28 protein-coding genes are annotated in these 26,090 nt (G+C 66.7%); 18 read left to right on the top strand and 10 right to left on the bottom strand.

Features of this window, described 5'->3' with window-relative positions; translation table 11 throughout:
• Window positions 1-99 precede the first annotated feature (99 nt).
• The 9 genes from KF783_RS11550 to KF783_RS11510 all read left to right on the top strand — a co-directional run bounded on the left by KF783_RS11550 (window position 100) and on the right by KF783_RS11510 (window position 8,497).
• Window positions 100-459 carry a MarR family transcriptional regulator gene (locus KF783_RS11550; RefSeq protein ID WP_294079469.1) on the top strand — a complete coding sequence of 120 codons (360 nt, stop codon included), beginning with the start codon at window positions 100-102 and terminating at the stop codon, window positions 457-459.
• 25 nt (window positions 460-484) lie between these two features.
• Window positions 485-769: an SH3 domain-containing protein gene (locus KF783_RS11545; RefSeq protein WP_366511739.1), complete on the top strand. Its 285-nt coding sequence runs from the start codon at window positions 485-487 to the stop codon at window positions 767-769.
• Window positions 766-1,698 (top strand): N-acetyl-gamma-glutamyl-phosphate reductase, encoded by a 933-nt coding sequence (gene argC, locus KF783_RS11540; protein WP_294079467.1) that lies wholly within the window; start codon window positions 766-768, stop codon window positions 1,696-1,698. Before KF783_RS11545 ends, argC begins: the two co-directional genes overlap by 4 nt.
• A gap of 74 nt (window positions 1,699-1,772) precedes the next feature.
• On the top strand, window positions 1,773-3,230 hold the full coding sequence (gene zwf / locus KF783_RS11535) for a glucose-6-phosphate dehydrogenase (RefSeq protein WP_294079465.1): 1,458 nt from the start codon (window positions 1,773-1,775) through the stop codon (window positions 3,228-3,230).
• A gap of 48 nt (window positions 3,231-3,278) precedes the next feature.
• Window positions 3,279-3,986, top strand: a complete 708-nt coding sequence (gene pgl / locus KF783_RS11530) for a 6-phosphogluconolactonase (protein ID WP_294079463.1) — start codon at window positions 3,279-3,281, stop codon at window positions 3,984-3,986.
• A gap of 5 nt (window positions 3,987-3,991) precedes the next feature.
• Window positions 3,992-5,812, top strand: a complete 1,821-nt coding sequence (gene edd, locus KF783_RS11525; protein ID WP_294079461.1) for a phosphogluconate dehydratase — start codon at window positions 3,992-3,994, stop codon at window positions 5,810-5,812.
• A 23-nt stretch (window positions 5,813-5,835) separates the two neighbouring features.
• On the top strand, window positions 5,836-6,807 hold the full coding sequence (gene glk / locus KF783_RS11520) for a glucokinase (protein WP_294079459.1): 972 nt from the start codon (window positions 5,836-5,838) through the stop codon (window positions 6,805-6,807).
• A 14-nt stretch (window positions 6,808-6,821) separates the two neighbouring features.
• Entirely contained in the window at window positions 6,822-7,409 is a 588-nt protein-coding gene (eda, locus tag KF783_RS11515; RefSeq protein WP_294079747.1) for a bifunctional 4-hydroxy-2-oxoglutarate aldolase/2-dehydro-3-deoxy-phosphogluconate aldolase, read from the top strand.
• Between the two features lie 41 nt (window positions 7,410-7,450).
• Window positions 7,451-8,497, top strand: coding sequence for a DUF5694 domain-containing protein (locus KF783_RS11510; RefSeq protein WP_294079457.1), 1,047 nt, complete (start codon window positions 7,451-7,453; stop codon window positions 8,495-8,497).
• A 7-nt stretch (window positions 8,498-8,504) separates the two neighbouring features.
• On the opposite strand, the gene KF783_RS11505 is transcribed toward KF783_RS11510, so the two are convergent.
• From KF783_RS11505 to KF783_RS11475, 7 genes are all read right to left on the bottom strand, one after another.
• Window positions 8,505-9,314: a hypothetical protein gene (locus KF783_RS11505; protein WP_294079455.1), complete on the bottom strand. Its 810-nt coding sequence runs from the start codon at window positions 9,312-9,314 to the stop codon at window positions 8,505-8,507.
• Window positions 9,311-10,279 carry an endolytic transglycosylase MltG gene (gene mltG, locus KF783_RS11500; RefSeq protein ID WP_294079745.1) on the bottom strand — a complete coding sequence of 323 codons (969 nt, stop codon included), beginning with the start codon at window positions 10,277-10,279 and terminating at the stop codon, window positions 9,311-9,313. Before mltG ends, KF783_RS11505 begins: the two co-directional genes overlap by 4 nt.
• A gap of 19 nt (window positions 10,280-10,298) precedes the next feature.
• Window positions 10,299-11,558 (bottom strand): beta-ketoacyl-ACP synthase II, encoded by a 1,260-nt coding sequence (gene fabF, locus KF783_RS11495; protein WP_294079453.1) that lies wholly within the window; start codon window positions 11,556-11,558, stop codon window positions 10,299-10,301.
• A 110-nt stretch (window positions 11,559-11,668) separates the two neighbouring features.
• Window positions 11,669-11,905: an acyl carrier protein gene (locus tag KF783_RS11490; protein ID WP_066662604.1), complete on the bottom strand. Its 237-nt coding sequence runs from the start codon at window positions 11,903-11,905 to the stop codon at window positions 11,669-11,671.
• Between the two features lie 98 nt (window positions 11,906-12,003).
• The gene (fabG, locus tag KF783_RS11485; protein ID WP_294079452.1) at window positions 12,004-12,741 is read right to left on the bottom strand and encodes a 3-oxoacyl-[acyl-carrier-protein] reductase; all 738 of its coding nucleotides are present in this window, start codon (window positions 12,739-12,741) and stop codon (window positions 12,004-12,006) included.
• Between the two features lie 11 nt (window positions 12,742-12,752).
• Window positions 12,753-13,688 carry an ACP S-malonyltransferase gene (gene fabD / locus KF783_RS11480; RefSeq protein ID WP_294079450.1) on the bottom strand — a complete coding sequence of 312 codons (936 nt, stop codon included), beginning with the start codon at window positions 13,686-13,688 and terminating at the stop codon, window positions 12,753-12,755.
• A 52-nt stretch (window positions 13,689-13,740) separates the two neighbouring features.
• Complete coding sequence (locus KF783_RS11475; RefSeq protein ID WP_294079448.1) at window positions 13,741-14,691, bottom strand: 2OG-Fe(II) oxygenase; 951 nt, start codon at window positions 14,689-14,691, stop codon at window positions 13,741-13,743.
• Window positions 14,692-14,849: 158 nt separating this feature from the next.
• Here KF783_RS11475 and KF783_RS11470 point away from each other — a divergent pair, with 158 nt between their 5' ends.
• From KF783_RS11470 to rplI, 4 genes are all read left to right on the top strand, one after another.
• Window positions 14,850-15,218, top strand: coding sequence for an RcnB family protein (locus KF783_RS11470; protein ID WP_294079446.1), 369 nt, complete (start codon window positions 14,850-14,852; stop codon window positions 15,216-15,218).
• A gap of 208 nt (window positions 15,219-15,426) precedes the next feature.
• Complete coding sequence (gene rpsF, locus KF783_RS11465) at window positions 15,427-15,801, top strand: 30S ribosomal protein S6 (RefSeq protein WP_294079444.1); 375 nt, start codon at window positions 15,427-15,429, stop codon at window positions 15,799-15,801.
• Window positions 15,802-15,815: 14 nt separating this feature from the next.
• Window positions 15,816-16,040: a 30S ribosomal protein S18 gene (rpsR, locus tag KF783_RS11460; protein ID WP_069321915.1), complete on the top strand. Its 225-nt coding sequence runs from the start codon at window positions 15,816-15,818 to the stop codon at window positions 16,038-16,040.
• 12 nt (window positions 16,041-16,052) lie between these two features.
• Window positions 16,053-16,649 carry a 50S ribosomal protein L9 gene (rplI, locus tag KF783_RS11455; protein WP_294079438.1) on the top strand — a complete coding sequence of 199 codons (597 nt, stop codon included), beginning with the start codon at window positions 16,053-16,055 and terminating at the stop codon, window positions 16,647-16,649.
• A 163-nt stretch (window positions 16,650-16,812) separates the two neighbouring features.
• On the opposite strand, the gene KF783_RS11450 is transcribed toward rplI, so the two are convergent.
• From KF783_RS11450 to mutL, 3 genes are all read right to left on the bottom strand, one after another.
• On the bottom strand, window positions 16,813-17,232 hold the full coding sequence (locus KF783_RS11450; protein ID WP_294079437.1) for a DUF1573 domain-containing protein: 420 nt from the start codon (window positions 17,230-17,232) through the stop codon (window positions 16,813-16,815).
• Between the two features lie 492 nt (window positions 17,233-17,724).
• Entirely contained in the window at window positions 17,725-18,198 is a 474-nt protein-coding gene (locus KF783_RS11445) for a YcxB family protein (protein ID WP_294079435.1), read from the bottom strand.
• Between the two features lie 123 nt (window positions 18,199-18,321).
• Window positions 18,322-20,118, bottom strand: a complete 1,797-nt coding sequence (mutL, locus tag KF783_RS11440; protein WP_294079433.1) for a DNA mismatch repair endonuclease MutL — start codon at window positions 20,116-20,118, stop codon at window positions 18,322-18,324.
• A 148-nt stretch (window positions 20,119-20,266) separates the two neighbouring features.
• Here mutL and KF783_RS11435 point away from each other — a divergent pair, with 148 nt between their 5' ends.
• Genes KF783_RS11435 through rodA form a run of 5 tightly spaced genes read left to right on the top strand, consistent with a single transcriptional unit; the run spans window position 20,267 to window position 25,954 of the window.
• Window positions 20,267-21,307 (top strand): rod shape-determining protein, encoded by a 1,041-nt coding sequence (locus tag KF783_RS11435; protein ID WP_294079430.1) that lies wholly within the window; start codon window positions 20,267-20,269, stop codon window positions 21,305-21,307.
• A gap of 15 nt (window positions 21,308-21,322) precedes the next feature.
• Window positions 21,323-22,204, top strand: coding sequence for a rod shape-determining protein MreC (gene mreC, locus KF783_RS11430; RefSeq protein ID WP_294079428.1), 882 nt, complete (start codon window positions 21,323-21,325; stop codon window positions 22,202-22,204).
• Window positions 22,201-22,713, top strand: coding sequence for a rod shape-determining protein MreD (gene mreD, locus KF783_RS11425; protein ID WP_294079426.1), 513 nt, complete (start codon window positions 22,201-22,203; stop codon window positions 22,711-22,713). The genes mreC and mreD overlap by 4 nt, the downstream gene beginning before the upstream one ends.
• The gene (gene mrdA, locus KF783_RS11420; RefSeq protein ID WP_294079424.1) at window positions 22,710-24,821 is read left to right on the top strand and encodes a penicillin-binding protein 2; all 2,112 of its coding nucleotides are present in this window, start codon (window positions 22,710-22,712) and stop codon (window positions 24,819-24,821) included. Before mreD ends, mrdA begins: the two co-directional genes overlap by 4 nt.
• Window positions 24,818-25,954 (top strand): rod shape-determining protein RodA, encoded by a 1,137-nt coding sequence (rodA, locus tag KF783_RS11415; protein ID WP_294079422.1) that lies wholly within the window; start codon window positions 24,818-24,820, stop codon window positions 25,952-25,954. The genes mrdA and rodA overlap by 4 nt, the downstream gene beginning before the upstream one ends.
• The last annotated feature ends 136 nt before the right edge of the window (window positions 25,955-26,090 follow it).

Raw genomic sequence — 26,090 nt, 5'->3', positions numbered from 1 at the left:
TTTCGCGCCCGCGCTGAAACCCGTTGGCTATCGGGGCGTTAATGCGGCTGAAAGCCCGGCTTCTTGCGGGTGTGTAACAGAAGCAGCGAGTGTGGCGCGATGAACGCGATGAGCGAAAAATCGCTATTCCAGTGGAAAAACACCCTGATCGACTATGTCCGATCGGGCGAACCCGATCTGACCAACCGACAGATGGCGCTGATGTTGCTCGTCTATCTGGACGTCGGGCCACATACGGTGCGCGGTCTGGCCCGCGCGCTCAACGTCTCCAAGCCCGTGGTCACGCGCGCCTTGAACAGGCTGGGCGCACTCGGCTATCTGCGCCGCCAGCGCGACGAAACCGACAAGCGAAACATCTTCGTCGCACGAACACCGGAAGGGGCGGACTTTCTTGCAGAATTCGGGCAATTCGTCACCGGCGACGGCCACGCCGGACAACCCGTCAGGGAGCACGCGTAGCCGATTCGCGCTCACCGGGCGCTCGGTGCATATCGATCCGCGAACTGACGCCGCGCGCCGTGACCTGGCCGATGTGCGCCTGGCCGATCGCGTGTTCGCACCGCATTATGCAGCCCCGCTGACCTGGATCGTGACGACCGCGACCCCGCTGGTCGAATCGCGCGCCGACAATGCCGAAATCCTGACCAGCCTGGGATCGGGCGACCTGTTCGAGGTGCTTGAACTCTCGGCCGGTTACGCCTGGGGCCGCGCGCCGGCGGCAGGTCTTGTCGGCTATGTGGACGCCAATTGCCTGAAGGCCGCGCAATGAGCGTATCGGTATTCATCGATGGCGCGGCCGGCACCACCGGACTGGAAATCCGCGAGCGGCTTGCGGGGCGCCCGGAAATCGACCTCATCACGCTCGCCGATTCGGACCGTAAGAGCGCGAAGAAGCGCGCACAGGCGCTCAATTCGGCGCAATTCGTCATCCTTTGCCTGCCCGACGACGCCGCGCGTGAGGCGGTGGGGCTGGTCACCAATTCGATGACCCGGATCATCGACGCATCGACCGCGCATCGCGTGGCCGAAGGATGGACCTATGGTTTTCCCGAACTCGAACCCGCGCAAGCGGGCCTGATCGCGGAGGCGCCGCGCGTCGCCAATCCCGGCTGCTGGCCGACCGGATTCCTCGCGCTGGTCCGCCCGCTGGTCCGCGCCGGACTGATCCCCGCGAACTGGCCGCTGACGGCGAGCGGCGCGTCGGGCTATTCCGGCGGCGGCAAGTCGATGATCGCCGAGTTCGAGGACGGAGCGGAAAAGACCGGCTTTCGCGCCTATGGCCTGACGCTCGATCACAAGCACCTGCCAGAGATGCAGAAGCACGCGCGCATCGAACATCCGCCGATCTTTCAGCCTGCGGTCGCCAACGCGTATCGCGGAATGCTGATCGAGGTTCCGCTGCCGCTTCACGCGCTGCCCCGCAAGCCGTCGCCCACGCAGATCGAGCAGGCGCTCGCCGACGCCTATCGCGATTCGCCGATCGTCCGGGTGCTGCCGACCGAAGGGACCGGCCTGGTGCGACTGGAAGAGGATGCGGCCACCGACCGGCTGTCGATCCGCGTGTTCGGCAATGCCGATCACGGCCAGGTCCGGCTGATCGCCACGCTCGACAATCTGGGCAAGGGCGCGGCCGGCGCGGCGGTGCAGAACCTCAACATCATGGCCGGGCTGGACCCGACCGCAGGTCTCGTTCTTTAGCCGCTTATAGGTATGCGCGCTTCGCAAGCCGTCGAACGGCTGCTAGGGCGACGCGCAAGGCAAAGGGAGGATCCATGCGACAGCCTTTCGGCAAATTGCTGCTGTTCGGCGCGACCGGCGACCTGGCGCAGCGCATGCTGCTGCCGTCGCTCTACGGGCTGCACGCGGACGGACTCCTGCCCGACGGGCTGACGATCACCGGCACCGCGCGGTCAACGCTGTCAGATGACGGCTTCCGCGATTTTGCCGCCACCGCGCTCGAAACCTTCCTGCCGGCCGATCGCAAGGACAGCGATACCATCGCCGGTTTTCTCGGCCGGCTGCAATATCAGGCGCTCGACGCCTCGACGCTCGAAGGGTTTGACGAGCTCGCGGCCAAGATCGGCGACATTTCCGGCGGCCTTGCGATCTTTCTGTCCACCGCGCCCAAACTGTTCGAGCCGACGATCCGTGGCCTCGCCTCTGCGGGGCTGGCGGGAGCGAATGTGCGCATCGGGCTGGAAAAGCCGCTCGGCTTCGACCTCCCCTCCAGCCGGGAGATCAACGACGCCGTCGCCTCGGTCTTTCCCGAGGAGCGCACCTTCCGCATCGACCACTATCTCGGCAAGGAGACGGTGCAGAACATCCTCGCGCTGCGCTTCGGCAATTCGCTGTTCGAACCGGTGTGGAACGCGGCGGGCATCGACCATGTCCAGATCACGGTTTCCGAAACCGTGGGGCTGGAGGGGCGCGCGGGCTATTATGACGATGTCGGCGCGCTGCGCGATATGGTTCAAAACCATATCCTCCAGCTGCTCGCCCTGATCGCGATGGAGCCGCCCGCGCGGTTCGACGGCACCGCCATCCGGGACGAGAAGGTGAAGGTGCTGCGCTCGCTCCGCCCGATCGCCGGTGCGGAGGCCGCCGGCCTGACCGTGACCGGCCAATATGCGGGCGGCGCGTCGAACGGCAAGATCGTCGCCGGCTATGCCGAGGAGCTGGAAAAGGAATCGCGCACCGAAACCTTCGTCGCGATCAAGGCGCATGTCGACAACTGGCGCTGGCAGGGTGTTCCCTTCTACCTGCGCACCGGCAAGCGGATGACCGAGCGGCGCAGCGAGATCGTCGTCCAGTTCAAGCCGGTTCCCCATTCGATTTTCGCCGAACGCGGCGGCGTGCTTCAGTCGAACACGCTCATCATCCGCATCCAGCCAGAGGAATATGTCCGCCTGCTGGTGATGGCGAAGGAACCGGGGCTGGACCGGGAGGGCGTGCGGCTGCGCGAGGTGCCATTGAACCTGAGCCTCGACACCGAATTCGCCGGCACGCGGCGGCGCATCGCCTATGAGCGGCTGCTGCTTGATCTGCTGGAGGGCGATCCCACCTTGTTCGTGCGCCGCGACGAGGTGGAGGCGCAATGGGCCTGGATCGACGCCATCCGCGATGGCTGGCAGGCGGCGGACGTGAAGCCCAAACCCTATGCCTCGGGTACATGGGGACCCTCGGCCGCCATCGCCCTGACGGAGCGGGATGGCGTCACCTGGAACGAGTGAGCGGAACGATGTGCCGCCACGATCACTGATTTCCCACTGGAGAGAGACATGGCCGAAGAAATCGAATGGTGGGAATATGAAGAGTCGGAAGAATGGTGCGATGCGCTGGCCGGCGACATCGCCTTCATCATCGACAGCGCGATCGATGCGCGCGGCGGCGCGGTGATCGCGCTGGCCGGTGGCAAGACCCCCGCCCCGGTCTATGCGCAGCTTGCCGCCGCAAAGATCGACTGGAAACGCGTCACGATCGTCCCGACCGACGATCGCATCGTGCCGCTGGGCGATCCGATGTCGAATGTCACCGGCCTGGGCAAAACCTTCATTCCAAAGGGCGCGCGCGTCATCCCGCTCGTCAGCGAGAAGGCCGAGGATTACAAGGCGGTCGGCCGCGCCGCCGATGCCCGCCTTACCGACTTTCACTGGCCGCTCGACCTCGTCCTGCTCGGCATGGGCAGCGATGGCCACACCGCCTCGATCTTTCCCGGACCCGATCTTGATGAGGCGCTGAATGGGCCGAAGGAGCGCCGCGCGCTGGGCGTGATGCCCGACCCGCTGCCGCCGGAGGCGCCCGTCGCGCGCGTGACGCTGTCCGGCGGGGCCATCGCCTCGGCAAAGGCGCTGATGATCGCGATCAGCGGCGCGGAAAAGCGCAAGGTCCTTGAACAGGCGATCGCCCAGGGGCCTTCGTCCCCCTATCCGATCGGCCGGGTGCTCGCCGACACCGAGCTGCCGGTCGATATCCACTGGCTGGCATAGTCGCGATGTCGATCCACCCCGAAATCGCCGCGGTCACCGATCGCGTCATCGAACGCTCACGCGAATCGCGTGCCGCCTATCTCGATCTGATGCGGCGACAGCGCGAAACCGGCATCGGCCGGCCGCGCCTGGGCTGTGCGAACCTCGCCCATGCCTATGCCGGCACCGATGAACAGCGCGACGCGTTGAAACCGGCGACCGCCATGAACATCGGCATCGTCACCGCCTATAACGACATGCTCTCGGCGCACGCGCCCTATTACCGCTATCCCGAACAGATGAAGGTCTGGGCGCTGGAGGCCGGTGCCACGGCACAGGTGGCCGGCGGCGTCCCCGCGATGTGCGATGGCGTGACCCAGGGCTATGCGGGCATGGAGCTGTCCCTGTTCAGCCGCGACACGATCGCGCTCTCGACCGCCGTCGCGCTCAGTCACAACACCTTCGAGGGCGCGGCCCTGCTCGGCATCTGCGACAAGATCGTGCCGGGCCTGTTGATGGGGGCGCTGCGCTTCGGGCATCTGCCGATGGTGCTGATCCCCGGCGGCCCGATGCGCACCGGCATCCCCAACAAGGAAAAGGCGCGTGTCCGCGAACTCTATGCCGAAGGCAAGGCGAGCCGCGAGGAACTGCTTGATTCCGAAATCGCAGCCTATCACGGCAAGGGGACCTGCACCTTTTACGGCACCGCCAATTCGAACCAGATGATGGTCGAGGCGATGGGCCTGCATATGCCGGGCGCCGCCTTTGCCAATCCCGGCACGAAACTGCGCCAGGAACTCACCCGCGCCGCCGTCCAGCGGCTGCCGCAGATCGGCTGGAAGGGCGACGATTACCGGCCGATCGGTGAGGTCATCGACGAACGCGCGATCGTCAATGCGGCGATCGTGCTTCTGGCCACCGGCGGATCGACCAACCACCTGATCCACCTGCCCGCCATCGCGCGCTGCGCCGGTATCCGGATCGACTGGGACGATTTCGACCGCCTTTCGCGCGCCGTCCCGCTGCTCGCCCGCGTCTATCCCAACGGTTCGGCCGACGTGAACGGGTTCGAGGATGCGGGCGGTCCCACCTTCGTGATCCGCGAACTGCTGAAGGGCGGGATCCTGCATCGCGACACGGTCACCGTGGTCGGCGACAGCCTCGACGCCTATACGCGCCGTCCCGTCATCGCCGACGACATGCTGGTCTGGCAGGACCATGATGCGTCCAGCGGCGACGATACGATCCTGCGCACGATCGATGCCCCCTTCTCGCCTGAGGGCGGCTTTCGCATCCTCTCCGGCAATCTCGGCCGCGCCTGCATCAAGGTGTCGGCAGTCGAGCGCGACCGATGGACGATCGAAGCGCCATGCCGCGTCTTCAACGACCAGCAATCGGTGCAGGATGCGTTCAAGGCCGGCGAACTGGATCGCGACGTCGTCGTCGTCGTGCGGTTTCAGGGGCCACGCGCCAACGGCATGCCCGAACTCCACAAGCTGACGCCGCCGCTCGGCGTGCTCCAGAATCGCGGGTTTCGCGTCGCGCTCGTCACCGACGGCCGCATGTCGGGGGCGAGCGGCAAGGTGCCGGCGGCCATCCACCTCTCGCCCGAAGCGCTGGGCGGCGGGCCGATCGGCAAGCTGCGCGACGGCGATGTCGTGCGCGTCTGCGCCGAACGCGGCGAACTGTCGGCACGGGTCGATGCCGCCGAATGGGACGCGCGTGAACAGGCGGCGCCACCGCCGCCCGAAATGGGTGTCGGCCGCGAACTTTTCGCCATGATGCGCGCCGGCGCGAGCGAGGCCGAGGCCGGCGGTTCGGCGATGCTTGCCGCCGCCGGATTCTGAGAACAGGGAAGGCTGGAGAGAAAATGGAAGTCGTCGCAGTCGATATCGGCGGAACCCATGCGCGCTTCGCCATTGCCGAGGTGGAGGGGGGCCGTGTCGTCAGCATCGGCGAGCCGGTCACGCAAAAGACCGCCGAACATGGCAGCTTCCAGCTGGCCTGGCAGGCATCGGCCCGCGCGTTCGACCGGCCGATGCCGCGCGCCGCGGCGATCGCCATCGCCTCACCGATCAACGACGAGCTGATCAAGCTGACCAACAATCCGTGGATCATCCGGCCGCCGCTGATTCACGAGCGGCTCGAGGTGGACAGCTACTCGCTCATCAACGACTTCGGCGCGGTCGGCCATGCCGTCGCGCAGCTTCCCGACAGCGAGTTCGTCCATCTGTGCGGCCCCGAAAAGCCGCTTCCCGAAAAGGGGGCGATCACCATCTGCGGCCCCGGGACCGGGCTTGGCGTCGCACAGGTATTCCGCGCGCCAAAGGGCGCATATCACGTCATCTCGACCGAGGGCGGCCATATGGACTTCGCCCCGCTCGACGGGATCGAGGATGCGATCGTCAAGCGGCTGCGCACGACCTATACCCGCGTTTCGGCCGAGCGGATCGTCGCCGGTCCGGGCATCGTTCCGATCTATGAAACCCTCGCCGCGCTCGAAGGCAAGCCGGTGGGCAGCCGCAGCGACCGGGAAATCTGGACGCTCGCGCTGGAGGGGAAGGACAGCCTGGCGGTCGCCGCGCTCGACCGCTTCTGCCTCAGCCTCGGCGCCGTCGCGGGCGACCTCGCCCTCGCGCACGGCCCGACCGGGGTGGTGATCGCCGGCGGCCTTGGCCTGCGGCTGAGGGACCATCTGCTCGGCTCCGGCTTTGCCCAGCGTTTCGTCGCAAAGGGCCGGTTTCAGCAGCTGATGGCCTCGATCCCGGTCAAACTCATCACCTATCCCGAGCCCGGCCTGTACGGCGCCGCGGCGGCCTATGCGCAGGAGCATACTCAGTGACGATCGAAACCATCATGCGCACCAGCGCCGTCATCCCGGTGCTGGTGATCGACGACGCCGCCACCGCCCGCCCGCTGGCTCAGGCGCTCGTCAAGGGCGGGCTGCGCGTGCTCGAAGTGACGATGCGAACCCCCGCCGCGCTCGATGCGATCCGCGAAATGAAGCAGGTGGACGGCGCGATCGTCGGCGCCGGGACGGTCGTGAATACCGATCAGTTCGCACAGGTGATGGACGCCGGTGCGGAGTTCATCGTCTCCCCGGGCCTGACCGAACATCTCGGCCGGGTGATCGTCGATAGCGGCGTCCCGTTCCTGCCGGGGATCGCCAATGCCGGCGACATCATGCGCGGATATGACCTGGGCCTGCGCCATTTCAAATTCTTTCCGGCGGAGACCAGCGGCGGACTGAAGGCGTTGAAGGCACTCGCCGCGCCGTTCTACGAGGCGAAGTTCTGCCCCACCGGCGGGGTCAGCGCGGCGACGGCGCCCGACTGGCTCGGCTTCGATCCCGTCCTGTGCGTGGGCGGCAGCTGGGTCACGCCAAAGGGCGCGGACATGGCCGAGGTCGAGGCGCTGGCGCGCGAGGCGGCGGGTCTTCGCTGATGCGTTGACCCGACTGTATTGTACATGCAATACAGTCGGCGATGTTGAAGTTCCTCTCCGCCCTCGTCCTCGCTGCCGGTTCGCCCCAGGCGTTCGACCTCGCCGCGCAAAAGCCCCCGGTGACGCCCGCCAACCAGGTGCTGGTGCTCGGCACGCCGCATCTGTCGGGTATTCCAAAGGACCGCTATCCGGCCAGCTTCGAACCGCTCCTGGCCAAGCTCGCCGCCTATCGCCCACAGATCGTCACGATCGAGGCGCTGTCGGGGATGCAGTGCGCATATCTGCGCAGCTTCCCCGCGCGCTGGAAAGAGACGGTGGCGGATTATTGTTGGGACGTCGCCCCCGCCCGCGCCGCGACCGGCCTGGACGTCCCCGCCGCGACGGCGGAGGCCGACACGCTGCTCGCCACGCTTGGCACCGCGCCGCCCGCATCGACGCGACGGCGGCTCGCCGCGCTGTTCCTCGCCGGGGGTGAACCGGCCTCCGCGCTCGTCCAGTGGCTTCGCCTGCCAGAGGCGGAGCGCCGCGCCGGCGACGGGCTGGACGATACCCTCGTCGCCGCGCTCGAAAAGCTGCGGACACGGCATAACGAAAATTACGCGATCGCCGCGCCGCTCGCCGCGCGACTGGGCCTGGAGCGGGTGTTCGCGACCGACGATCACACCTCTGACCTTGCCATTTCGGATCCCTCCGCCTTTTTCGCCGCCGTTCAAAAGCAATGGGACAACCCCGCATCGACGGCGCGTCGAAAGGATGGCGACCGGTTGATGGCGGGCATCACGGCGCCGGGTGGCCTGCTCGCGCTCTATCGTGGCTTCAACGATCCGGCGACCTTCCCGCTCATCTATCGCAGCGATTTCGGCGCCGCGTTGCGCGATCCCTCGCCCCAGCGGTTTGGCCGGCAATATACCGGCGCGTGGGAGGTCCGGAATCTGCGCATGGTCGCCAATATCCGCGAAACGCTGGCGGCCGCCCCCGGCTCGCGCCTGCTGACGATCGTGGGCGCGTCGCACAAACCCTATTTCGAGGCCTATCTGCGCCAGATGCACGACATCCGGATCGTCGATGCGGAAACGATCCTGAAATAGGCGGCGGCTAGTCTCCGATCGGCGCGATACCTGTGGAATCGACCCGCCACAGCTTGCGATCGGTCGTCGCGACAAAGATCGGCAGGCGGGAGGTCATCGCGGAAAAGACGTGAATCTCGGTCGGTTGCGGATCGAGCAGATGGGTGACGACGATCGCTGCGGGCTTCGCCCCCTCCGGCCGCTGCATGTCCATGCACCCCTTGGCATAACGGCGGTGATCGCGGACCGTCCCGTCGACATTGATGCGGACGAGATAATGCCCTCCCAACGGCCAGCTTCCGTTTTGGGTCTGTGCCGACAACAGGTACACCCGGATCGGCGCGTCGTCGCCACCGTCCGGAAGCACCACCGGATTGAACGGCGCCTGCGTGCAGGGTGTGTAGCCCTGTCGCCGGGCCTCGTCCGCCGCCGCGTCGCGCGCGCCGATCAGCCGCTGCTGGGTCGGCGTCAACGCGGTCGCCTCCTGCGACCGTTCGGCCTCGACCACGCGCCCCTCCCGGGTGCGGGCCACGAAGAAGCTGGTGCGTTGCGCCCCCTCACCCTGGAAAAAGGTGACGATCAGATCGGCACCGTCAGGCGTCACCACCCACCCCCGCACGCCGCTCAATTCAGCGCCACGGCCCACCTTGGCGAAGAGCGCGTCGGTCGCCACCCACGCCGCGCGGTCATAGGCATAGATGCGCGCGGCGAGCTGATAGAGATCCTCAAGCCGCTGTTCGAGCGCGGCGTCGGCCACCAGCGGGCGTGCCTGCGCCGCCGGTGCGATCGGCATCGCCAGGGCGGCCAGCATCGCCAGCCACGGCGCGATCGCCCTCACATCTCCCCGCGCGAACGGCGGATCGCATACCATTTCTGCACATTCGCATTATGCTGTTCCAGCGTGTCGGCGAACACATGTCCGCCGGTGCCGTCGGCGACGAAATACAGCGCCTGCGATTCCGCCGGGTCCAGCACCGCATCGATGCTCGCCCGTCCCGGATTGGCGATCGGGCCGAGCGGCAGGCCGGTCATCGCATAGGTGTTGTAGCCATTGTCCGCCTGAAGTTCGGAGCGCAGGATGCGGCGGCCGAGCGGCTTGCCCTTCGTCACCGGATAGATCACGGTCGGATCGGCCTGAAGCGGCATTCCGCGTTTCAGCCGGTTGGAATAGACCGCAGCCACCATCCGCCGTTCCTCGGGCTTGCCGGTTTCCTTCTCGACGATGGAGGCCAGGATCAGCGCCTCACGCGGGGTGCTGACGGCGATGTTCGGCTTGCGCTTCGTCCAGGCGGCGGCGAGATATTTCACCATTGCCGCCTGCATCCGGTCCAGCACCGCCTGCCGCGTATCGCCGCGATTATAGGCATAGCTGTCGGGCAGCACCGTCCCCTCGACCGGCACCGCGACCTTGCCGTCGAGTTGCGGCGCCGCCATCAGCCGCTCATGGACCATGATCGAGGGCATACCCTCAGGGATCATGACGAAGCGCTGGAGCGTCTTGCCGCCCTGCATCATCTTCAGGATATCGGCCTGGCTGATATGCGCGGGCAGGCGATATTCGCCCGCCTGGATCGGGGTATCGCCACCGAAGATGCGCGCGAGCCACACGAACAACCGGGGCGAGCGGATCGCCCCCGCCTTCGCCAGCTGGTTCGACGCGGCGGTCATCGTCGCCCCCTCCGGCACGACGACGCTGGCGTTCCTCTGCAACGGGCCGGCGCCGCCCCACAAATGCACCGCCCAGAACGCGCCCGCGATCAGCGCGAGGGCGATGAGGAAGCCGAAACAGCCGAGCTTGCGCATCATCCCCCCTCTCCCGGCGTCAGACCGCCTTCATCACCAGCGAGGCATTGGTGCCGCCAAAGCCGAACGAGTTGTTCAGCACCGCCTTCACCTTCCGCTCCTTCGCCTTGTGCGGGACGAGATCGACGCCAGCGCAATTCTCGCTGGGATTGTCCAGGTTCAGCGTCGGCGGCGCGATCTGGTCGCGCATCGCCAGGATGCAGAAGATGCTCTCCACCGCCCCGGCGCCGCCCAGCAGATGGCCGATCGCCGATTTGGTGGACGACATCGACAGCGATCCGATCGCGCTCCCGAACAGCTTGCGCACCGCGCCCAGCTCCAGTTCGTCGCCGAGCGGGGTCGAGGTGCCGTGCGCGTTGATATAGTCGATATCCTCCAGCGCCAGGCCGGATTTCTTCATCGCCATCTGCATCGAACGGAACGCGCCGGAGCCTTCGGGATGCGGGGCGGTCACATGATAGGCATCGCCCGACAGGCCATAGCCGATCACCTCGGCATAGATTTTCGCACCACGCGCCTTGGCGTGCTCATATTCCTCGAGCACCACCACGCCCGCGCCCTCGCCCATCACGAATCCGTCGCGTGCGACGTCATAGGGCCGGCTGGCGCGCCACGGCTCGTCGCGAAAGCCGGTCGACAGCGCGCGCGCCTGGCCGAAACCGGCGATGCCGATCGGACAGATCGCGCTTTCCGCGCCGCCGGCCAGCATCACATCGGCATCGTCCATCGCGATCATGCGCGCGGCGTCGCCGATCGAATGCGCCCCGGTCGAGCACGCGGTGACGACCGCATGATTCGGCCCCATCAGCCCGTATTTGATCGATACCTGGCCCGAGATCAGGTTGATCAGCCGGCCATGGACGAAATGCGGCGATACGCGCTTCGGCCCCTTTTCAGCCAGCACCAGCGATTCGCTTTCGATGCCGGGCAGGCCGCCGATCCCCGATCCGATCGAACAGCCGGCGCGCAGCCGTTCCTCTTCCGACATGTCGGTCAGGCCCGCATCCTCCAGCGCCTGGCCGGCGGCGTCGATGCCATAGACGATGAAGGGATCGACCTGGCGCTGGATCTTGTGATCCACCCGCTTGCCCGCGTCGAACCCATATTCATGGTCCGCGGGCTTCACCTCACAGGCATAATTGCTCTGGAAATCGGTGGCATCGAACCGCGTGATCGTCCCCGCGCCCGATTTCGACGCGATGATATTCTTCCACGCGGTCTCCACATCGGCACCCAGCGGGGTCACGAGACCAAGGCCAGTCACGACGACGCGACGCATAACTTCTCTCCGGCAAACTTCTCAACAAAGCGAAACGGCTCCCCACCCCTTTCGGGAACGGGAAGCCGTTCGTCAAATCCTGCCCATGCGGGCGGCCATGCGGAAACCGCTTAGCCCTGATTTTCGTCGATATAGGTGATCGCGTCCTTCACGGTCGTGATCTTTTCCGCGGCGTCGTCCGGGATTTCCACACCGAACTCTTCCTCGAACGCCATGACCAGCTCGACGATGTCGAGGCTGTCCGCACCCAGATCGTCGATGAAGCTGGCGTCCTCGGTCACCTTGTCGGCTTCGACGCCGAGATGCTCGACGACGATCTTCTTCACGCGGTCGGCGGTCTCGCTCATTACCCTGTTCCTTCTTATTGGGTTGAATCTGCTATCCTGAACGCACCTAGAACGCCGCCCGCGCCCGCGCAAGGGGGGCGGCGGCGATCGGTGCGCGATCACAACATCGCCATGCCGCCGTTCACATGCAGCGTCTGGCCGGTGACATATCCCGCCTCCCGGCTGGCGAGGTAGACGACCGCCGCGCCGATATCCTCCCCCTGGCCCAGATCGCCGGCGGGAATGCGGCCCAGCAGCGCGGTCTTCTGCGCCTCGGGCAGGACATCGGTCATCGCCGAGCGGATGAAACCGGGCGCGACGCAGTTCACGGTGATGCCGCGACTTGCCAGTTCCTGCGCCAGCGCCTTGGACATGCCGACCAGCCCGGCCTTCGACGCGGCGTAATTCGCCTGGCCGGGATTGCCGGTCGCGCCAACCACCGAGGTGATCGAGATGATCCGGCCGAACCGCGCCTTCATCATCGGCTTGGCGGCGGCGCGGGCCAGGCGAAACGCGGCCTCCAGATTGACGCGGATCACCTGGTCCCACTCCTCGTCCTTCATCCGCATCGCCAGGTTGTCGCGCGTCACCCCGGCATTGTTGACCAGGATATCGAGCTTGCCGAGCGCCTCCACCGCCCGTGGCACCAGGCCATCGACCGCGGCGCCGTCGGACAGGTTGCACGGCAGTGCGACATGGTCCCCGCCCAGATCGGCGCGAAACGCATCCAGCTTTTCCGCATTGGATCCGGAAACCGCCAGCCGCGCGCCCTGTCCCGCCAGCGCGTGCGCGATCGCCGAACCGATCCCGCCCGAAGCGCCGGTCACCAGTGCGGTCATGCCTGTCAGGTCGAACATGTTCATCCTCCTCAGAGCGCCTTCGCCAGCGCTTCGATATCATCCATCGTCACCACGCTCGTCACCGCCGCGTCGGGCGCGATCCGCTTGACCATCGCACCCAGCACCTTGCCGCCCAGTTCGGCGAAATCGGTCACGCCGGCGTCGAACATCGCCGCGACCGATTCGCGCCAGCGCACCATGCCGGTCACCTGTTCGACCAGCAGCGTGCGGATGGTGTCGGGGTCCTGCACCGGGGACGCGGTGACGTTCGCATAGACCGGGACCAGCGGCGTACGGATCCCGACATCGGCCAGCGCCGCCTCCATCGCGTCCGCCGCCGGCTGCATCATCGGGCAGTGAAAGGGGGCAGACACGGGCAACAGCACCGCGCGCTTCGCACCATGTTCCTTGGCCAGCCCGATCGCGCGATCGATCGCCGCCTTCGCGCCGGAAATCACCACCTGAGAAGGGTCATTGTCGTTCGCGACCGCGCACACATCGCCATCGGCGGCGGCATCGGCGATCGCCTGCGCCTTGACCAGGTCCGCGCCCAGCAGCGCCGCCATCGCGCCCTCACCCACCGGCACCGCGGCCTGCATCGCCTGCCCGCGCAGCTTGAGCAGGCGCGCCGTGGTGCTGAGGTCGATCGCGCCGGCGGCGCACAATGCGGTATATTCGCCCAGCGAGTGTCCGGCGACGAAATCGGCCTTGTCCGCCAGCGACACCCCGCCCTCCTTCTCCAGCACGCGCAGCGTCGCGATCGCGTTCGCCATGATCGCCGGCTGCGCATTTTCGGTGAGCGTCAGGTCGGTTTCAGGCCCCTCGGTCATCAGGCGGAACAGATGCTGGCCCAGCGCCTCGTCCACCTCCTGAAACACCTCGCGCGCCGCCGCGCTCGCGTCCGCCAGCGCCTTGCCCATGCCGACCGCCTGACTACCCTGGCCGGGGAAGATGAATGCTCGCATCTCTACTCTCCAAATCTGGCGTCGCGCGGCCCGTGCCGGCGCGCGATCGCGATCATCGCTCGGTTTCCGGCTTCCACGGGTGAAAGGGGTGCGCGCGGATCCAGCGCGTCGCCAGCCACTTTTCGCCCGCCCGCACCGGCAGGCCCGCATGTTCGGCACGCGGATCGGCGCGCCCGTCGTCATAGGTATTGCGGAAGATCAGCGCGTCGCCCGGCTCGCCCCGCACCGACAGGCCAAGCTGCGGAAACACGGTCTCGCCGCCGTCATAGTCGCCGTTCAGATAGAACAGCACCGTATGCGTCCGCTGATTTTCCACGCCCGGCAGCGCGTCGAGATGCGTGCGATATTCCTGCCCCGGCGTGTAGCGCAGCACATGCAGCGGCTCGCCATTGCCGATATCGGTGCCGGAACTCTCCGCCGCGCGCAGATTGACCGTGTGGATCACCAGATCCTCGTCCACGGGCGCGAACGCCGCGCCGGCGGAAGTGCGGATCGGGTGCGGCACCCGCGCCTGGGTGTCCGGATCGATCACGAAGGACGGCTGGAGCATCGGCGCCGCACGCGCCATCACGAACGCGCAGGCCTCGGCCGAGATCAGGCCCCGCACCCGCGCCACATAGGGCGTCTCGCTCAGCACCTCGACCGCCGGCGCGCCGGCCGGGATCGTGTCCGCGATCGCAAGGTGCTGGGCGGCGAGCGGCGATCGCGGCGCAGCACCCTCGACCAGCGCACGCGCCGCCGCTTCGTCCCGCTGGGTGCCGGTCGCCGTCGCGATCATCGCCGCCTGGGTCAGCATCGCCTGAAGGTTGCCGGTCGCCGCAGCGGCGGCGGTCAGCGCATAGGCGGTGTCGATATCCTGCGGCCCGAAATGGCCCCAGCACCGCCACTGGGCCAGCATCAGCATCGCCTCTGCATCGCCCTCGCCCGCACGCGTCGCCACGAACGCCACCGCAGCGTCGGTTCCCTGCCGCGCAGCCGCCTGCACCTCTTGTTCGAACGTCATTCCCGCCCCTTGGCGCGGAAAGCTGAACGAACGCAAGCGGCCTGCGACATTCGGCGACCATTTTCGGGCGATCGTGCGAAACTTCCGCGACAGCGCCCCCCCAATTTGTCCCTGTCGCCGCTGTTGGCGATCGCTGAGAGAGCGCAAGGAGACATGACATGAAAAAGTTCGTGCTTGCGGCGGTTGCCGCTTCGATGATCGCCAGCCCGGTGATGCTCGCCGCCCCTGCGGCCGCCGCCCCGGCCAAGCAGACCCGCACCGTCGTCACGCACAAGGGCAACGGCAAGGTGACGGTGAAGAAGACCACGATCCGCACGGCGACCCCGGTCCGGTACCGCACGTGGAAGCGGGGTGAGCGGTTCGATCATCGCTACGCCCGCAACTATCGCCAGATCGACTATCGCCATGTGCGTGGTCTGAAGGCGCCGCCGCGCGGCTATCGCTACGTTCAGTCGGGTCACGATGTCGTTCTTGTCGGCGTGACCAGCGGGATCGTCGCGGCGATCTTCGCCAACCTGATCCGCTAAGGCGGGAACTTGACCCACCCTTTTACCCCGGGGGGTGGTCGCGGCGGCGGAGCGAGGTTGCTCCGCCGCTTGCTTTTCCCGATTGCCGCGCGTAAGGGGCGCACCGTTGAGCGGCAGCCTCGGCTGACCGCTTTTCGCATTTGAACGACAGCCGGAGGGGCGTCCGCATGGTGCGGCGTCAGCGATCGGCCAACAGATTGGAAGACGCATGGCTCTGTATGAGCATGTGTTCCTTGCGCGCCAGGATCTGGCACAGGCGCAGGTGGACGCACTGGCGGAAACCGCCACCAAGATCGTCGAGGACAATGAGGGCAAGGTCGTCAAGACCGAGACCTGGGGTCTTCGCAGCCTGGCCTACAAGATCCAGAAGAATCGCAAGGCGCATTACGTGATGCTCGAGATCGACGCGCCGGCCGGCGTGGTCGCCGAGCTGGAGCGCCAGACGCAGATCAACGAAGACGTGATCCGCTACATGACCGTCCGCGTGGACGAGCATGAGCAGGGTCCCTCGGTGATGATGCGCAAGGGCGACCGCGAGCGTCGTGGCCGCCGCGACCGCGACGGCAATTTCGACGGCGAATGAGGGAGTAGAACGACATGGCACGACCCTTTTTCCGCCGCCGCAAGAGCTGCCCCTTCTCCGCGAAGGACGCGCCGCGCATCGATTACAAGGACGTTCGTCTGTTGCAGGGCTTCGTGTCCGAGCGCGGCAAGATCGTCCCCTCGCGCATCACTTCGGTGAGCGCGAAGAAGCAGCGCGAACTCGCCGTGGCGATCAAGCGCGCCCGTCATCTGGGCCTTCTGCCCTTCATCGTGAAGTAAGGAGCAAGACCCATGGAAGTCATTCTGCTCGAACGGGTCGAGAAGCTCGGCCATATCGGCGACGTCGTGAAGGTGAAGGACGGGTTCGCCCGCAACTTCCTGCTTCCGCGCAAGAAGGCGCTCCGCGCCAACGACGCCAATCGCAAGGTCTTCGAAGCCAATCGCGAACGCATCGAGGCCGATAACGCCGCGAAGCGCACCGAGGCCGAAAAGGAATCGAAGGGCCTTGAGGGCGTTTCGGTCACCCTGATCCGCCAGGCGTCGAACACCGGCCAGCTCTATGGCTCGGTCGCGGTGCGCGACATCGTCGAGGCGCTCAACGCCGACGGCCACAAGGTCAACAAGTCGCAGGTCGTCCTCGACAAGCCGATCAAGGCGATCGGCCTGTATGAGGTCAAGGTCGCGCTGCACGCCGAAGTGGCGGTGACCGTGAAGGTCAACGTCGCCCGCTCGCCCGAAGAGGCCGAGATGCAGGCGCAGGGCGTCGATGTGATGGCCGCGATGTTCGAAAAGGACGAAGCCGGCTTCACCGAAGACCGCGACCCCAACCTCGAAGTCGGCGAAATCGCCGGCGAAGAGACCGCGGGCGAGGAGCAGGCCGAGGGCTGATCGCCTTCGCCGCTTCGGCAAGACCAGAAAGGGCCGTCGGAGTCGATCCGGCGGCCCTTTCCTTTGAAGCGTCCGACCTTTGGATCGTCGCCCCCCGGGGCGGTTCGCGAACGGCAGGAGCGCGCGAAGCCGATCGGCCCGGCAGACGGTCCTCGTCAACCGGTCATCCGCCGCCGGGCGCCGCTTCGACCGTTCCCTTGACCCGGATGACGATCGTCGGCGCGTTCACCGCATTGCTGGTGATCGTCACGCTCTTGTTGATCGGTCCGGGCCGTTTCGTGTCGTATTTGACCTGGATCGTGCCGGAAGCGCCCGGCATCACCGGTGCCTTCGGCCATGACGGCACGACACAACCACAGCTTCCCTTTGCACTGACGATGACGAGCGGCGCGTCCCCCGTGTTCTCGAACACGAATGTCGATGTGCCATTCGCCCCGAATTTGACGGTGCCATAGTCATGCAGTTCTTTTTCGAACACGATCCTGGCCCCGGTCCCGGCCGGCCAGCCGAGTCCGGCTATTGCGGGTGACGCCAGCAGTGCGGCGGCGAACCCCACAGCGACGGCGGTCGATTTCACGGTCATATCTGTCTCCGTTCCCGAACAGGGTTCGGCTCGCCACAACGGCACGCCGATACCGATGTGGCGCCGCCGCGGTGGCGATGCCCTGCCCGCCCCGGTGGTTTAGGGCGGAGCGGCGCCGGTCCCACTGGCAGAATCATCAGTCGGGCGACGAAAAGGGCCGCCCGGATCGCTCCGAACGGCCCCATTTTTTCGCTTGGGGGCGAAACTCTGGCGGTCAGGGAACCGCCACGATCGCGGAGAGGACCGCAACCAGCGGCACCATCGCCAACACGACCGGCATGACCTTGTTCATCTCAACCTCGCGGAAGCACGCTGTTCATGGTGAACAATGCGTTGATCGGGCGAAGGTTGCATCGGTCAGTGCCTGACACGCGACTTTCGCCCGAACACCCTCTCGACCCGTCGCGACGGGTGAGGTCCGGATCGACAGTGGATTGGAGGCCGGCGCCGTGGCGGACCGCGAGCGCATCGCAACCTCCGGTTTTGGGGTGGTTAGCCGCCGCTCTTTGCCATGTGGTTCATCACGACGTTCGCAAACTCGTTCTGCGCCTCAACAGATTCAAAGGCGCGGCGCGGGATGATCAGTGCGTTCAGGCTTCGGCCCTGAATGATCAGATTTTCGTCCTCTGTGGAAGCATTGGCGACATCTTCCCAGGGAATATGCTTGCTGAGCTGTCCAATGGTGGTCTGGATTCCCTCATCGTCGATAGTGAGGGTTCGCTGTTGAGGTTTGAATTTGAAGAGCGGAAACAGCGCAAGGAATGCGATCGGGAGCAGTCCGACGCCTGCGACCGACAGATATCCCGGAAACGAAGTGGGCGCGCCATCGAAAAACGCAACAGACGCCATAACCACGACGCCGGAAAATATCAGAAAATGTATTTTCCAAAGCCCTTTACGCCACATGCACCAGTACAAACGCATGACCTCGCTACGGCGAGAGACATATTTCACGGTTCGGCTCATCGGAACTGGTTGCCGCTAATTTCGGAAACGGACACCGTCCGTCATGATGGGGGCCGTCTGCCGGCGGTGCGGTTGTGCTGAATTCTGCGAGCGGGCTAGCAGTCGAGAACGACGCCAAGCCGTTCATTTCCTGCCGAACAGCTTTTCAATATCGCCATGCGCCAGCTTCACCCATGTCGGGCGGCCATGATTGCACTGGCCCGAATGCGGGGTCACCTCCATCTCGCGGAGCAGCGCGTTCATCTCCGCTACGGACAGAACCCGCCCCGCGCGCACCGATCCGTGGCACGCCATCGTCGCGGCGACATGATCCAGCCGCTCCTTCAGGCTCAGCGCCTCGTCGAAGGCCGCCAGTTCGTCCGCGATGTCGGTGACCAGCCCGGCGACATCGCCACCGCCCAGCATCGCCGGAACCGCCCGCACCAGCATCGCCCGCGGGCCGAACCGTTCGAGTTCCAGCCCGAACTCGCCCAATTCGGCGATCCGCGCCTCCAACCGGTCGCATGCCGGCTCGTCCAGTTCGACCACCTCGGGCAGCAGCAGTGCCTGGCTCGCCACCGTGCCGCCGGCCATGGCCCGGCGCATCCGCTCCAGCACCAGCCGTTCGTGCGCGGCATGCTGGTCCACGATCACCAGCCCATCCTCCGCCTCTGCGACGATATAGGTCTTTGCCACCTGTCCGCGCGCGACGCCGAGCGGAAAGCTGGTAACGCCCGGCACCGGCGCCGCCGCCGGTTCGGCGCGTGCCTGGGGCGGAGCGATGAAGCTCGCCCGGCGTTCGTACACCGCATCGGGCCGGGGCGCGCTCACCGCCGCGCCGCGCTCCACATTCCACAGCGCGTCCTGTGCCGCCGGCACCGGCGCGAGCGGCTCGCGCTGCCACATCTCCATTCCCCCCGTGTCGGCGCGCTGGACGCTGCGATGCCCCGCTTCGTCAAGCGCGCGGCGCAGGCCGCTGACGATCAGGCCGCGCGCCAGCTGCGGGTCGCGGAACCGCACCTCGGTCTTGGCCGGATGCACGTTCACATCCACCTGATCCGGCGGCACGTCCAGGAACAGCGCGACAACAGGATGCCGGTCGCGCGCCAGCATTTCGGCATAGGCCCCGCGCACCGCGCCGGTCAGCAGGCGATCCTTTACCGGCCGTCCGTTGACGAACAGATATTGGTGATCGGCGACCCCGCGGTTGAAGGTCGGAATCCCCGCCACGCCGCCCAGCACATGTCCTTCACGTTCCAGATCCACCGCGACGCTGTTTTCCGCGAGCGCACGGTCGGTCAGCGCCGCCACGCGTTCGGGCCGGGTCATCCCCTCCTGCACCTGGAGCACGCGGCGCCCGTCATGCTCGACCGAAAAGCCGATCTCTGGCCGTGACATCGCCAGCCGCTTCACCGCGTCGAGACAGGCGGCATATTCGGCACGGGCGGAGCGCAGGAACTTGCGTCGGGCCGGCACCTTTTCGAACAGGCCCTCCACGCGCACCCGCGTCCCGGGGGGCAGCGCCGCCGGCCCCTCCCCGGCCAGCGCGCCATTATCCACAGTGCGCGACCAGCCATCGGCGCCGCGCGGCCGGCTTTCCACCGTGAAGCGCGACACGCTCGCGATCGACGGCAGCGCCTCGCCGCGAAAGCCCAGCGTCGTGACCGCGTCGATGGCCCCCCGGTCCCAGAGAGCCTCGGGCAGTTTCGACGTCGCATGCCGCTCCAGCGCCAGCGCCATTTCGGCGGGGGACATGCCGCACCCGTCGTCGGTCACCTCGATCAGATCGACGCCGCCGCCGCCCAGCCGGACAACGATCCGCGTCGCCCCCGAGTCGATCGCGTTCTCGACCAGTTCCTTGAGCGCGCTGGCGGGGCGTTCCACCACTTCCCCGGCGGCAATCCGGTTGACAAGATGCTCCGGCAGACGGCGTATTGACATGGACGCTGCTGTAGCCCAAGCGGCGCCATCCCGCGACCCGTATCCGCCTGATTTTCCCGGCCGGAGTCGATCCGCTCGGGCGGGTCGTGATTTAGATGAATGTGCGAACCCGCGGCCCGGGCCGGCTGCGACAGGACGGTGCGACAGAATGATTTTTTCCCGCTTTTTCAAGCTGATGTCCCATGATCTGGCGATCGATCTGGGAACCGCCAACACCGTCGTCTATCTGCGCGGTCGCGGCGTCGTCCTGAACGAACCGTCGGTCGTGGCGGTCGAGACGCTGAACGGAATCAAGAAGGTGAAGGCGGTCGGCGACGACGCCAAGCTGATGATGGGCAAGACGCCCGGATCGATCGAGGCGATTCGCCCCCTGCGCGACGGCGTGATCGCCGACATCGACGTGGCCGAAGAGATGATCAAGCATTTCATCCGCAAGGTCACCGGCCAGCGTAAATTCTTTCGCTTTCCCCAGATCGTGATCTGCGTCCCCAGCGGCTCGACCAGCGTCGAACGGCGCGCGATCCGCGACGCCGCATCCAATGCGGGCGCGAGCCAGGTGATGCTGATCGAGGAGCCGATGGCCGCTGCGATCGGCGCCGACATGCCGGTCACCGAACCGATCGGCAGCATGGTGGTCGATATCGGCGGCGGCACCACCGAGGTTGCGGTGCTCTCGCTGCGCGGTCTTGCCTATTCGACCAGCGTGCGCGTGGGTGGCGACAAGATGGACGAAGCGATCGTCAGCTATGTCCGCCGCAACCACAATCTGCTGATCGGCGAAGCCACGGCAGAGCGGATCAAGCAGGAAGTCGGCGTCGCCAAGCCGCCTGCGGATGGCATCGGCCAGACGATCCACATCAAGGGCCGCGATCTGGTCAACGGCGTTCCCAAGGAAATCCAGATCAATCAGGGGCAGATCGCCGAGGCGCTGAGCGAACCGGTCGGCACGATCGTCGAGGGTGTCCGGATCGCGCTGGAAAACACCGCACCGGAACTGGCGGCGGACATTGTCGATCAGGGAATCGTCCTGACCGGCGGCGGCGCGCTGCTCGAAGGGATCGACGAAGTGCTTCGCGATGAGACGGGTCTGCCCGTCACGGTCGCGGAGGACCCGTTGACCTGTGTGGCGCTCGGCACCGGTCGTGCGCTAGAAGATCCGGTGTTCCGCGGCGTTCTGCTCGCGGTCTGATCGAACGGGGGGAAGATGGCGCCGCCGCTCAAACGGCGCCCCGGGTTTTCGCGACGGGCGCAATATGGCCTATTCATCAGTTACGTCGTCGCCGTGGGCGGCGCGGTGATCGCGGTCGTCCTGCTTCTCCTCTCGACCTTCAACCCGCCCGCCTTCGCCGCCGTGCGCGGCACATTCTCCGAACTGGTCACCCCGGTCGCGTCGGGGATGGACTGGGTACGCCGCACCGTTTCCGGCGTGCCGGGCGGGATCAGCGGCTATTTCGGCGTGCGCGGCGAAAATGCGAAGCTGCGCGCCGAGCTTGAGGCGAACCGGACGTTGATGGAGCGGGCGCGCACGGTCACCCACGAAAACCGCCGGCTGCGCGGATTGCTGAAACTGCGCGACCGGGTGGCAAACCCGGTCGTCGCCGCGCGGCTCGTCTTCGCCACGGGGTCGAGCACGCGCCGCTTCGCCACGCTCAACGCCGGCACCTGGCAGGGCGTTCGCGTGGGCCAGCCGGTGCGCGGCCCCAACGGCCTGATCGGCCGGATCGTCGAGGCCAGCCCGAACACCGCGCGCGTCCTGCTGATCCTCGACCCGGAAAGCAGCGTCCCGGTACGCCGGGTCAGCGACGGCCTGCCCGCGATCGCCGCCGGGCGCGGCGACGGCCTGATCGACATCCGCTCCGCCGGGTCGGCACAGACCCAGTTCGAACCGGGCGACGCGTTCGTGACCTCCGGCGCCGGCGGCCTCTATCCGCCCAACATCGCCGTCGCCCAGGTCCGCGCACGGTCCCGCGACATTGCCGAGGCGACGCCGTTCGCCAGCCCCGATTCGCTCGATTTCGCGCTCGTCCAGCAGGTGTTCTTCCCCGAGGCCAGCACGGTTCGCGCGCCGGAAGCGGCGCCGCGGTGACCGGCACCCCCTTTGCGGGGCTGGGCAAGCCGGATCGCGCCGCCCGCGGCCCCTGGCTCGCACCGCTGACGATCGTCCTGGGATCGCTGGTCACGCTGGTGCCGTTCAAGGCCACCTTTCCCATTCTGCCCCCGATCGGCCTGATGATGCTGCTCGCCTGGCGGCTCCATCGCCCGGAGTTGCTCAAGCCCTGGGCGCCGCTTCTGCTCGGCTTCGTCGATGACCTCGTCAGCGGCCAGCCGCTCGGCAGCGCGATGCTGTTCTGGACCGTGTCCTTCATCGCCATCGATGTGCTAGATACGCGCATCGTGTGGCGTGATTTCTTTCAGGACTGGCTGCTGGCTGCGGGCGCGATCGGCTTTTGCCTGATCGGCGGCCGGCTGGTCGCGACGCCGCTCGGCGCGCATGTCGATACCGTATTGCTGGTCCAGATCCTCGTCTCGATCGCGCTGTTCCCGGTCCTGTCGCGTCTCGTTTCGCGGCTCGACGGCAAGCGGAGGGCGCGATGAGCGGTCCGGTGCGGATGATCACCGAGGCGCAGCAAAGCTACAGCTTTTCGCGCCGTGCGCTGTTCATCGGCGGGGCGCAGGCCGCGCTGGGCCTCGTGCTGGCGAGCCGCATGACCTGGCTCGCCGTCTATGAAAACGACAAGTACAAGCTCCTGGCCGAAAGCAACCGCGTCAACCTGACGATGATTCCTCCGCGTCGGGGCTGGATGGTGGATCGCAATGGCGCGCCGGTCGCCAACAACCGCACCGATTTCCGCGTCGATATCATCCCCGACCGGCTGGAGGACAAGGGCCGCGTCCTGGCGCAGTTGCGCGACATTCTGGCGCTGTCCGCCGAAGACATCGCGCAGATCGAATCCGACCTGAAGCGCGCCGCCGGGTTCCAGCCGGTGGCGGTGGCCGAAAATCTCGATTGGGAGCGGTTCGCGGCGGTCAGCGTCCGTCTGCCCGAACTGCCCGGGGTCGCGCCGACCCGTGGCTTTGCGCGCAACTATCCGGCCGGCGCGGCGGTGGGCCATCTGGTCGGCTATGTCGGCACCGCGACCGCCGAACAATATAAGGAAACCAAGGACCCGCTGCTGCTCACCCCCGGGTTCAAGCTGGGCAAGGACGGGCTGGAAAAGATGCTGGAGCCGCGCCTGCGCGGCAAGCCGGGCGCGAAGCGTGTCGAGGTGACGGCGCGGGGCAAGCTGGTGCGCGAACTCGCCACCCGCCCCGATACGCCGGGCGAGACCGTCCGCCTGACGATCGATGCCGGGCTTCAGGAATATGCCGCGCGCCGGCTCGGCACCGAATCCGGATCGGTCACCGTGTTCGACGTCACCAATGGCGACATCCTGGCGATGGTGTCGATGCCCGCCTATGATCCCAACACCTTTTCCGACGGGATCAGCCGGACCGAGTGGAAGATGCTGTCCGACGACGATCATCTTCCGCTGATGAACAAGACGCTTCAGGGCCTGTATCCGCCCGGATCGACGTTCAAGCCGGCAACGGCGCTGGCCGTATTGGGCGCGGGGATCGACCCCAACCGAACCGTCTTCTGCAATGGCGGCTATACGCTCGGCAATCGCCGCTTTGGCTGTCTTGGCCATCACGGCTCGATGACGATGCACACCGCGATCGCGCGCAGCTGCAATACCTATTTCTACGCCATGGGGCGCGAAGTCGGGATCGAGGCGATCGCCGCGTCCGCGCGCAAGCTGGGCTTTGGGCAGGAATTCGAACTTCCCCTCCCCTCCCAACGCTATGGCACGGTCCCCGACAGCGCCTGGAAACAGCGCCGCTTCAAACAGGAATGGACCCAGTCGGATACGCTCAACGCCGCGATCGGACAGGGATATGTGCTGGTCAGCCCGTTTCAGCTCGCGCTCGCCGCGGCGCGGCTGGCGTCGGGGCGTTCGCTGCTCCCTTCGCTCATCATCGACAAGCCCCGGCCCCCGCTACGCCTCGACTTCCCCAAGGAGCATCTCGAGATCGTCCGCAGCGGGATGGACGAGGTGGTGAACGGGCATGGCACCGCCGGTGCGTCGCGGCTCCAGCTCGACGGGATCCGCATGGGCGGCAAGACCGGTACCGCGCAGGTGCGCCGCATCATGGACCGGCACCGCGGACAGGGCGGCGACTGGAAATATCGCGACCACGGCCTGTTCATCTGCTTCGCGCCGGTCGATAATCCCCGCTACGCCGCGTCGGTGGTGATCGAACACGGCATGGGCGGCGCCCGCGCCGCAGCACCGGTTGCAAAGGACGTGCTGACCTGGTTGTTCGATCGCGAACAGGCGATGACCCGGCTTGCCGCGCTCGAGGCGGGATGGGGCGGCGACATCCGCACGCGCATGGCCGCGCGCGAGGCGGCATATCGCCAGGAACAGGGGCTTCCGGCGGCCACGCCGAAACCCGGCGCCTCGCCGGTGCCGACGCCGACGCCCACCGCTGCCAGCTCCCCCTCCCCGGCCCGCGCTTCCCCGGCCCAGACGCCGGCGCCCACCCCGACACCAAAGCCATCCGCCACACCCGATCGTGCCGCCGCCGCGCCGACACCGCAGACGCCGGCCGCCACTTCGACGTCCTCACCCCCCGCAACATCGACGGCGCCGCCGCAATGAGCCGTCAGAGCAGTTCGATCACCCCCGGCTTCGTACCGGCACCGGTCGCCCAGCTTCCCTGGGGCATCATCCTGCTGATCTGCCTGCTCGGCGGCTTCGGCCTGCTGGTCCTCTATTCGGCGGCCGGCGGCGCCCCGCGCTGGGCGATGCCGCAGGGGATCCGCTTCGTTGCCTTTCTTGGCCTCGCCCTCGCCCTTTCACGAGTGCGGGTGGAGATATGGTCGATGCTGGCGCTGCCGCTCTACGCGCTGTTCCTGGTCATGCTGGTCGGCGTCGAACTGCTCGGCGCGGTGAAGGGCGGCAGCCAGCGATGGCTTGAACTCGGGATCATCCGCATCCAGCCGTCCGAGCTGATGAAGGTAACGATCATCCTCGCGGTCGCACGCTTCTACGAAATACTGCCGGCCGGCGAGATCCGGCGCTTCGGCGCGATCTGGCCCGCCGTGGTGATGATCGGCATGCCCGCAGCGCTCGTCATGATGCAGCCCGATCTTGGCACCGCGCTGATGATCACCGCCGGCGGTTTCACCGTCATGTTCCTGGCGGGCATTCCGCTTCGCCTGTTCATCGGCGGCGCGCTGGCCGCGGCGGTGTCGATCCCGATCGTCGTCAACTATGTGCTGCACGATTATCAGCGCAACCGCGTGCTCACCTTCCTCAATCCCGAGAACGACCCGCTTGGGACCGGCTATCATATCAGCCAGTCAAAGATCGCGATCGGATCCGGCGGCTGGTTCGGCAAGGGGTTCCTCAACGGTACGCAAAGCCATCTCGACTATCTGCCGGAAGGGCATACCGACTTTGCGCTGGCGACGATGATGGAGGAATGGGGGCTGATGGGCGGGCTGTTCGTCATCCTCGTCTGGGGCCTCATCATCCGCTGGGGGATCCAGATCGCGATCCGGTCACAAAGCCGGTTCGCACGGCTGACCGCGGCCGGGATTTCCACCACGCTGTTCTTCTACGTCTTCATCAACATGGCGATGGTAATGGGCCTGGCGCCGGTCGTCGGCATCCCCCTCCCCCTCATCAGCTTCGGCGGCTCGGCCCAGATGACGACGTTGATCTGCATCGGCATCCTGATGGCGCTCGACCGCGAGAACCGCCTGAATCGCAAGACGGTGCGCTGGTAACATTTTTCCGCGCCATGGGTGTTGCAATCCCCCCGGACGGGTGGTAGGCGCGCCGCTCCCGACAGCGGGAAGCGTCAGACACGACGCCTCCAGCCACCCGGAACGGACGCATAGCTCAGTTGGTAGAGCAGCTGAC

The organism is Sphingomonas sp., from assembly GCF_019635455.1.
Lineage (GTDB): Bacteria > Pseudomonadota > Alphaproteobacteria > Sphingomonadales > Sphingomonadaceae > Sphingomonas.
The sequence above is the reverse complement of the archived record's forward strand: the minus strand, read 5'-3'. Positions and strand labels throughout refer to the sequence as shown.